Source organism: Blautia sp. OM07-19, from assembly GCF_003481595.1.
In the GTDB taxonomy this organism is placed as follows: Bacteria; Bacillota; Clostridia; order Lachnospirales; family Lachnospiraceae; genus Blautia_A; species Blautia_A intestinihominis.
In genome coordinates this window covers 1-8,894 of record NZ_QULA01000058.1, presented here as the reverse complement: position 1 = coordinate 8,894, position 8,894 = coordinate 1, and the positions used below count along the sequence as shown (strand labels likewise).

The following is an 8,894-nucleotide window of genomic DNA, read 5'->3' as shown; positions in this document are numbered from 1 at the left end:
GCCCAGCAGGGTATTCATTTTTCGGATATGAGAGTAGTCTACTTCATATACAAATCCATCTGATTGATATGATTCCACATTATAAAGAAAGTCCATTGGTACAGAATGCAATCAACGATATGGAAAAATATCTGAACGAGAAACATGAAAAGGTGCAGGAAACAAAACAGACTGTGGAAGTGAAACAGGAAGTTCCAGAAGCACCAGTCAAGAAAGAATCCGGATCAGTGGAACCGAACCGGGCACAAAAGAAAGAGCCGGCAAAGGGCGAAAAAGGGGAACTGAAAAAATCTGTGCTGCAGTCGTTGAAAAAGTTTCAGGCAAGGGCAAAAGCACAGGAACAGAAAAATAAAGAAGCAGAAAAAACCAAAGCACATAAGAAGGGGGATGTAGAATTATGATGGATCTGACAATGAACTTTGATACAGACGAATGTTTAGTAACCGCAATGTTTGATAAAGGAAACAGAAATGACACAATGGAAGCAATCGACCATATCATTCCATTTCTAAAAGGGGATGCGGATATGATTAGGCTTGTCTGCAATACCCTAAGAAAGCTGTTATGCATGAGTGATGAAGGCTATGAGACTTTTCTTATGGACTTGGAAGATTATAAATCGGAACTGGAAGAGAGGGAATGAATTCAAGCCAGAGTGCAGTATAGCAGGTGAAAGATGAGAAGCGAAGGAAAAAGTGTCAGCATTGAGAAGTGTTAACAGGTATATATTGGAAGAATTCAGCCAGGGGAACTCTGGCTGATATAAAAACACATCTGCAGAAATAGTGACTGAAGAAATTTTGAGTAGTGGAATTGGGAAGAAGTATTTAGATACTATAATAAAGAGATTAGCTGGCTTGTATACTAACAGAGAGGACATAGTAAACAGATTTGCGTTATTATCAGGGATTGTAGGGAGATTCCGAAGAGCTTTTGTTCAGATGATGAAACAATAGGATTGGTACAGGAAATATATGGAACAAAAGTTAATAAAGGGATTTGTTGCGTTTTCTGCTATAATAATCTGCCAGCAAAGAATGTGTTGTCTGAATATGTTTGTGATTATAAGAAACGAGCAGGGTTATTTCAAAGATCAGCAGATTTAGAGTAGTTCTTTTTTTTCTGAGAGAAAATTAAAAATCGTTTTTGGTTCTTCTGGAGAGTGATTATAGCGTTTGGGAAACATCCGGAGAAACTATTACCTCAGAGTGTCGTAAAGTTCTTTATCAAAGAAGGCTTTGAGATGCCCTTTCTTTTTTATGCAAATCTTTTCTCTTGTCTACATATATAAACCTAAGAAAAAGCTTGACGTTTAAATATTACAAGTGTAATATTTAAGAAAATATGAAAAAAGGAGAAATAAAACTATATGAGAAAAAAGAAAAGAAAAAAACACACGAAGATTATTACAAAAATAGTTTTATTTAGCGGTATATTGATTGGTGGTGGAATCGGTATTGTAACAATAATGAATCGTAATGTTCCTGAAAAAAGACTAATGGAATATATGAAATATATTGAAAAAGGGGAATATGAGCAAATGTATGCCATGCTGGATCAGAAAAAAAGCAGCATGAACAGTAAGGAAGAATTTATAGAACGAAATTCTAAAATATATGAAGGCATTGAGATGTCTGATCTGTCCATAACCGATATTACAGTAAAAAGACAAGAAAACGGAAATGCGGCAGTTTCCTATACAACAAATATGCAGACTGCTGCAGGAAATGTAGAATTTACCAACGATGCGGTATTTTCACATGATTGGACAGGATATCATTTAATCTGGCAGGATCAGTTGATTTTTCCAGAGTTATCTGCAACGGATAAAGTTCAGGTAACGTCAGAAGAGGCAAAGAGAGGAGATATTTTAGACAGAAATGGTCGTCAGTTGGCTGGAGAGGGAACTGCATCTTCGGTAGGAATTGTTCCGGGCAGGATGGAGAACAGAGAAGATACAATAAAAAAACTGGCAGAGTATCTTGGAATTGGAGCAGACGAAATTGAGGATAAGTTAGAAGCCGGTTGGGTAAAAGCAGATTCTTTTGTACCAGTAGCAACAATTCCTAAAATACAAGAGGTCGATCTTCTGACAGTGAATCCGGATAAAACTGTTCTGGAAGAAAAAGAAAAGCAGGACACATTATTGAAGATTCCAGGTATTATGTTATCTGATGTAAAAGTACGAACTTATTATCTAAAAGAAGCTGCCTCTCATCTGGTAGGGTATGTACAGGCGGTTACAGCCGAAGATTTGCAGGAACATAAAGGGGAAGGGTATCGTACAAACAGTGTGATTGGAAAGACTGGACTGGAAACGCTTTATGAAAAAGAACTAAAAGGAACAGATGGGTGTGAAATCTGTATTGTAGATGCAAATGGAAATAAAAAAAGTGTTATTGCATATGAGCCTAGAAAAGATGGAGAAGATATCCATACTACGATTGATGGTGATCTTCAAAGTACTCTTTATGAACAATTTAAAGAAGACAGAGGATGTTCTGTGGCTTTGAATCCTTACACAGGGGAAGTATTGGCGTTGGTAAGTACGCCATCTTATGATGATAATGATTTTGTACGTGGAATGGACAACAGCCAGTGGAGTGCATTAAATGAAAATGAAGATAGGCCTTTATACAACCGCTTTCGCCAGACATGGTGTCCTGGCTCAACTTTTAAACCTGTAATTGCTGCAATTGGATTAAAAGTGGGGGCATTTACTGCAAATGACGATTTTGGAAATGAGGGTCTGGCGTGGCAGAAAGATTCCTCGTGGGGAGATTATACAGTGACTACACTTCATGATTATGAACCTGTGATTTTGAAAAATGCGCTTATTTATTCAGATAATATTTATTTTGCAAAAGCAGCATTAAAAATTGGTGCGGATCAACTGATGCAGTCTCTAAATCAAATAGGATTTAATCAGGAACTTCCATTTGATATTAAAATGTCAGAGTCCAAATATTCTAATATGGACAAGATAGAAACAGAAATCCAGCTTGCTGACAGTGGGTATGGACAGGGACAGATTCTGGTAAATCCTTTGCATCTTGCAAGCATTTATACGGCTTTTCTAAATGATGGAAATATGATAAAGCCATATCTTCACGCGGATGGTGGAAGCACTTCCAGTGAAATCTGGATAAAAGATGCTTTTTCACCACAAATTGTTTCGGAGGTTATGGAGGGGTTAGAGGGTGTAGTGAATAACCCGGAAGGAACTGGTTATGGAGCATGCAGGGAAGACATTAGATTAGCAGGAAAAACCGGAACAGCGGAACTGAAAGCTACAAAAGAAGATACATCTGGAACAGAAATTGGCTGGTTTACAGTTTTTACTACAGACAGAGATACAAAGAATCCTATTTTGCTCATCAGTATGGTAGAGAATGTGAAAGATATTGGAGGAAGCGGTTATGTGGTGGAAAAGGATAAGGCGATACTGGATGAATATCTTGGTAATGAATAATTTTTACCTTTAAATATTACAAATGTAAGAGGAAAATGATATGAAAAAAATTTGGAAAATATTTGTGGGAGTTATTTTTCTTGCTGTCTGTAGTGGATGTGGCATAAAGAAAGAGCAGAAAAAGACAATTGAAGATACGAAAGAAAAAATTTACAGAGAGTGTGAAATGCTAGCAGAAGGCTATCAGAGCATATATGAGAATGCTGTGAAAGAAAATGCACTATATGAGCTGAGTACAATACAAAAAAGTATGGATTATTTTGGAAAATATGGATATGCAGTAATTGATTCCTACAATCAGCTGGATATGGTTCAAAGTATTAAAGTAGATGATTTTTTGAAAAAAGCAGAAAAAGAGAAAAATGGAAAAACTACTATATTTCAAGTTATAGCAGGGGATCATTTTATTCGGTATGATCTGAAAACCAAACAGGGGAAAATAGACGTTGAAGTAAGCTCTTTTAAATGGAAAGAGGATACTTGGCAGGAAACATATTATCATGAGTTTAGAGCTAATTCATGGAAATATACAGAAAACGGGTATTTCTTTATGGAAGAATATCATCCGGCTGGATATGATGGACCGTCTGGATATCGGGCCTTTCGGGTAGTGCCGTTAAATAAAAAATGCAGGGAGCTGAATCGAAAATATATACTTCCTTTTGGATATACACTTAATAAATTGTTTACTTCTAATTGGAGTGAAAAAAATTATGATGGAATAAATTTTTATGATGTTTTTGACCGTTTACTTTCAATGGAAGAAAAAGCTGATGAATTTAAGGAAGGAAAGACTTATGAAATCCCAAAAGAATCATTTGAAGCGATATTTCAAAAATATTTTAATATAAGCGCAGAGATACTGCAGACAGGAACGGTATTTCACACGGAAACACAGACATATCGGTATCGAACCAGAGGAATCGTATATGATTTTGCTCCCACACCATATATTCCATATCCGGAAGTTGTTTCCTACATAGAAAATCAAGATGGAACAATAACACTGGAAGTAAATGCGGTATGGCCACAAAAAGAATTAGATCAGGCGTTTTGTCATAGCGTAACCATTCGGCTGTTAGATAAAGATAGATTTCAATATGTATCCAATTATGTATCAAGGTCAGAAATAGAGGTTACCTGGTATACGGAAAGATTATCAGACGAAAAGTGGGAGGAATGTTATGGAGATAATTGATATGAGTACAAAAAGAAAACTGAAAAAGATGGTGAGTGTTTTATTTATTTTGGGATGCTTTTTCATAGGAAATACAAAATGTAAAGGGGCTGATTTAGAATATATTTCACAGGAAACTGCGAATTATGCTGTACAAGAAAGAGGATATGATTTGCCAGTAGATGAAGTCGTGAAAGAAGAAGCTATTGAAGATTGTAAGAATGTTATGAATCAGATGAAAGCCATTTATCAAAAGGCGGATAAAGGAACTTCATCGAATGTAGTAGTTTCTGAGACAGTAATGGAAGAAATGCAGGAAGTATTAAAGGAAAAAAATGTCCCTGTTATTACATCAGCGCCGTATTCAAATATGGCTAATTATTCTAAAATGGAAGAATTTCTTTTCAAGGCAGAACAGGATCTGCCAGGAGATATCGTCTTATATAGGATTAACAGGGATGGTGGGATAGAAAGACTCAAATTCAATTATGATGGGACAGATATGTATTTGCTGGCTGTGAAAGCTGTTTGGGGTATGAACGACAATCCATCTATTGTATATGTTTCGTATACAAGGATAGAAGAATGGAAATATACAGAAAAAGGCTGGTTTGGTTATACGCTATGCGTTCCAAAGTATCCGGAAGTATCAGAAGCGGTTGATGGCAGTTCTATGATAAGAATTAAACCTTTAAGTGATGAATGCAGGGAAGTTTCAAAGAGGTGTGTGTATTTGCTTGGATATCAGGGGAATAATCTTTTATGTTCTGATTGGGATAGATCTGATATGGAAGGGTTAGATTATAATGGTTTATATGAATATTTATATCGAATGAAATACGGGGAGAGATATGAGTTTTCAGGTAACTCAAGTGGAATTCCGGCAGAAGAGTTTGAAAATCTGATAATGGAGTTTTTGCCGATAACAGCAGATCAAATTAAAAAATGGGCAGTATTTGATTCGGAACACCAGATTTATGCCTGGGAACAGTTGGTAGGGGGATCAAATTTTACACCTACTAATTTTACAGAATCATTACCGGAGGCTGTTGAAATAAAAGAAGATGAAGATGGGTGCATGACTCTGGTAATCAATGCAGTATGTGATCGATTTATATGTGACGATGCTGTTATTACAAGTGAACTGACTGTTAAATTTAATGAAGATAGTACTTTTAAGTATATGGGAAATAAAATACTGAATAATGGGATGAAAAAAATACCAGAATATCAATATAGAATAAAAAGAAAGAACTGATAGCAATACCAGTTCTTTCCAGCTACTTAATTCCATATGTGCAGCTTTTTTAAAATAGAAGAAGTAATTTCCAATGCTTTTTTGCCAGTTGCATTAGAATCACTTTGGATATTGGTTGCAAAATAATAGCTGTTATCGGAAGTTTCTACATATCCGATAAACCAGCCGTTGATATCCTGTCCGTTGACACGACCGGTTCCAGTTTTTCCGTAGAAATTACCATTAGGTGTACTGGCAATTTTTATAGCATTTTTAACAGAAAATACATTTTGGAAATTTAGATGGAATTCATTTGTGTTAAATTTTTTTAATAATGTTACTTGCTCTAAAGGCGAGATTTTTAATGAAAAATCGGACCAGTATAAATCCAGATTTGAACTGGTTGTTTGGTTTCCATATTCTATTTTATTCAAAAATTCCTGGACTCTGTTAATTCCGAGCTGCGAATCAATTGCCTGGAAATACCAGTTAACGGAATTTTGCATAGCAGAGTTTAAATCCTGATCAGCTTCCCAGGATGGAAAAGGAAAGGCATCACCATTCCATGTCATGGAAGAGTGTTCTGGTGTGATGATTCCGGATTCCAACCCTAATAATGCATCGTATATTTTGTAGGTAGACTCTGGCGGAATACGTTTGGTGGCTTCTTCAAGATCGTATATTTTCCAGGAATCCAAATTATTGTCATACAAAACAAATGATCCATCATATGTTCCAAATGTTTCGGATATATCTAACAGGGAGATATTTTTGTCTGTATCACTAAAATGATATACGCTTTGAGTAGAGGCATCAATGGATAAAATGGGTGTATATCCAATAAAAACAGCACTAATGACCAGATAAATTATCAATGCTCTCATTTTTTGATAAAGAGTTTCTTTCCTAAAAACGGCGATGTTGAGAATACGTCGTTTCATCTGCCTGAAATTTCCGGACATTCCAACTGCCAGTGGAGAGGAAAAAGAGGATATTTTTTCTGCAAAATTAATCAGTGTAGTTCCATAAGCTTGGTATTCATCAGCAGAAATCATCTGCAATACAGCAGAATCACAGGCTATTTCACGGTCACAGAGAATTTCTTTTAAAGTGTACCAAACAAAAGGGTTAAACCAGTAGAGTATATTACTTATGACCATGAGGAAGCCAATAAATGTATCTTTGTGACGGTAATGCTGTAATTCGTGTAGCAGCATAAAACGCATATCATCAGGATTCAGTTCGGAAATTAAATGGATGGGAATGTAAATTCTGGGATGTATTATTCCGATTAAAACTGGTGATTTTAAAAATGCAGTACTGTAGACTGATACTGGGTGAGAGATTTTAAGTTCCTTTAAACAATTGTAATAAATAGTTTTTACCTGCTGATTTTGAAGCGGGAGAGCAGATCTTTTTATGGAACGTACATAGTTTAATGAATGAAGGGTGAGGACTGACATAATCATAACACCCGTTATCCATATTAGAAAGAGTATGGTATTCAAGCCTCCAGAAAATTGACTACTGATGGAAACTGAAAAATCATTCACCTGGTTTAACAAAATATTTTGTGTATTACTGGTAAGTTCGGATAGCGTGTCGGTACCAGAGTTAAGTCCTGAGTCAGTTTGAAAAAAATGTAACCATGAAAAAAGTTGTGAGCCATGAATCTGTACAGGAAAAAATGGCACGGCAAGTAATAAAAATAAAAGAAAACAGAGATGGTACTGTGTAGCCGCAGATAAATATTTTTTCAGAAGTTTTTTTGTTCCGATTATTACAAGTGTAAAAATACATATGAAGATATTACTGATTAAAAAGTGGATGATCCAGTTGCTCATTGAAAACCTCCTATTTCTGATGTTTTGATAATAAATGGCGTAAGTTATCAATTTCTGTTGAAGAGAGCTTATCGTCTTCAAGGTAAGAAGCCAGCATAGAAGAAAGATTTCCATTATAATATCGCTTTAAAAAAGAATTGCTTTCCTGGCGTATATATTCATCTTCTTGGACTAATGGAGTATAGACAAATACCCGGCTTTGTTTTTCGTAGGAAAGAGCTTTTTTGGAAACAAGTCTCTTGATAAGAGTTTGAATTGTTTTTGGACTCCAGCTGGTAGTTAGAGTAAGTTTTTCTGTAATTTCATTTGTATTGATGGGAGCATATTTCCATACAATTTTCATAACTTCAAATTCGGCTTCTGAAATCTGTGGTAGTGACATAATAAAATCCTCCTGCTAAATCCTACATATGTAATAAATATATTATATTACTTGTAGAAGAAAAAAGTCAAATGGCAGATGATATATAGAATATAAAATTAATAATGTAGAGGCAATAAAGGTGAAAAAGGTAGAAATTATTGAGAGAATCACAGATGCTAATGGAAGCATAAGTGAAAACATATTGACTAGCTGGGAACATAAAAACCAATTCATACCGGAAATTATAAGGTTTGGAGAATTAAAAATATATCTACAGGAACGAATTGTTAAAAAGAATGATAGTGATGTTCATCTTTCAAAATATGAATATGATATTTTACTTCTTTTAGCGAAAAGTCCAGGTAGAATATTTGGAAAAGAAATGGTTTATGATCTGGTATGGAATGAACCTTATTCCGGTGATTATAATGTGGTCATGCGACATATCTGCAATATCAGAGAAAAAATAGAAGATGATCCTGGACAACCATTATATATACAAACAGTACGAGGTGTAGGATATCGGTTTAATGGGAATTTAGGCAGCGAGTGAAATCGCTGCCTATTATTATGGTTTTACAAAGAAGGGAGTTGGTTATGAGAAGATCTTTGTATTTCAGGAGCATCCTGTTTGAGATAATTGGACAGGTTTTGATGTATCAATTCCAACTCTTTTATTTCTTGCTTAAAAGAAACGTATTGAGTATTTAGTGATTCCTTTCTGGAAATAAGATCTGAAAGTTGCTCTTGTAACTTATTGGAATTAAGATGTTTCAGGTCTATACCATTTTCCTGTAAAA

Annotated in this window: 8 protein-coding genes and 1 pseudogene; 6 read left to right on the top strand and 3 right to left on the bottom strand. The window is 35.2% G+C overall.

All coding sequences use genetic code 11. The features are described 5' to 3' along the window. The 5 genes from DXC01_RS19310 to DXC01_RS19290 all read left to right on the top strand — a co-directional run. A partial coding sequence (locus DXC01_RS19310; protein WP_147399650.1) for a hypothetical protein occupies positions 1–401 on the top strand: 401 nt, incomplete at its 5' end. After that, positions 398–643 carry a transposon-transfer assisting family protein gene (locus DXC01_RS19305; protein ID WP_015524609.1) on the top strand — a complete coding sequence of 82 codons (246 nt, stop codon included), beginning with the start codon at positions 398–400 and terminating at the stop codon, positions 641–643. The genes DXC01_RS19310 and DXC01_RS19305, both read left to right, overlap by 4 nt. 726 nt (positions 644–1,369) lie before the next feature. Next, positions 1,370–3,472, top strand: coding sequence for a penicillin-binding transpeptidase domain-containing protein (locus tag DXC01_RS19300; RefSeq protein WP_118699639.1), 2,103 nt, complete (start codon positions 1,370–1,372; stop codon positions 3,470–3,472). Positions 3,473–3,512: 40 nt separating this feature from the next. Further along, the gene (locus DXC01_RS19295; RefSeq protein WP_118012902.1) at positions 3,513–4,670 is read left to right on the top strand and encodes a DUF6070 family protein; all 1,158 of its coding nucleotides are present in this window, start codon (positions 3,513–3,515) and stop codon (positions 4,668–4,670) included. Continuing rightward, positions 4,657–5,907: a DUF6070 family protein gene (locus DXC01_RS19290; RefSeq protein WP_117592923.1), complete on the top strand. Its 1,251-nt coding sequence runs from the start codon at positions 4,657–4,659 to the stop codon at positions 5,905–5,907. Before DXC01_RS19295 ends, DXC01_RS19290 begins: the two co-directional genes overlap by 14 nt. A gap of 26 nt (positions 5,908–5,933) precedes the next feature. Here DXC01_RS19290 and DXC01_RS19285 read toward each other — a convergent pair whose 3' ends face one another. After that, a complete protein-coding gene (locus tag DXC01_RS19285) occupies positions 5,934–7,730 on the bottom strand; it encodes a BlaR1 family beta-lactam sensor/signal transducer (protein WP_118045774.1) in 1,797 nt (598 codons plus the stop codon). 10 nt (positions 7,731–7,740) lie between these two features. Continuing rightward, on the bottom strand, positions 7,741–8,115 hold the full coding sequence (locus tag DXC01_RS19280) for a BlaI/MecI/CopY family transcriptional regulator (RefSeq protein ID WP_092073165.1): 375 nt from the start codon (positions 8,113–8,115) through the stop codon (positions 7,741–7,743). A gap of 118 nt (positions 8,116–8,233) precedes the next feature. Here DXC01_RS19280 and DXC01_RS19275 point away from each other — a divergent pair, with 118 nt between their 5' ends. Beyond that, on the top strand, positions 8,234–8,647 hold the full coding sequence (locus DXC01_RS19275; RefSeq protein ID WP_118045776.1) for a winged helix-turn-helix domain-containing protein: 414 nt from the start codon (positions 8,234–8,236) through the stop codon (positions 8,645–8,647). Between the two features lie 23 nt (positions 8,648–8,670). Here the strand turns inward: DXC01_RS19275 and DXC01_RS20440 are convergent. Next, positions 8,671–8,894: pseudogene (locus DXC01_RS20440) on the bottom strand (relaxase/mobilization nuclease domain-containing protein); the annotation flags it as partial.

Coding starts and splice junctions, on each gene's coding strand:
- DXC01_RS19305 (WP_015524609.1), top strand. CDS start 398: ATGATGGATCTGACAATGAACTTTGATACAGACGAATGTTTAGTAACC.
- DXC01_RS19300 (WP_118699639.1), top strand. CDS start 1,370: ATGAGAAAAAAGAAAAGAAAAAAACACACGAAGATTATTACAAAAATA.
- DXC01_RS19295 (WP_118012902.1), top strand. CDS start 3,513: ATGAAAAAAATTTGGAAAATATTTGTGGGAGTTATTTTTCTTGCTGTC.
- DXC01_RS19290 (WP_117592923.1), top strand. CDS start 4,657: ATGGAGATAATTGATATGAGTACAAAAAGAAAACTGAAAAAGATGGTG.
- DXC01_RS19285 (WP_118045774.1), bottom strand. CDS start 7,730: ATGAGCAACTGGATCATCCACTTTTTAATCAGTAATATCTTCATATGT.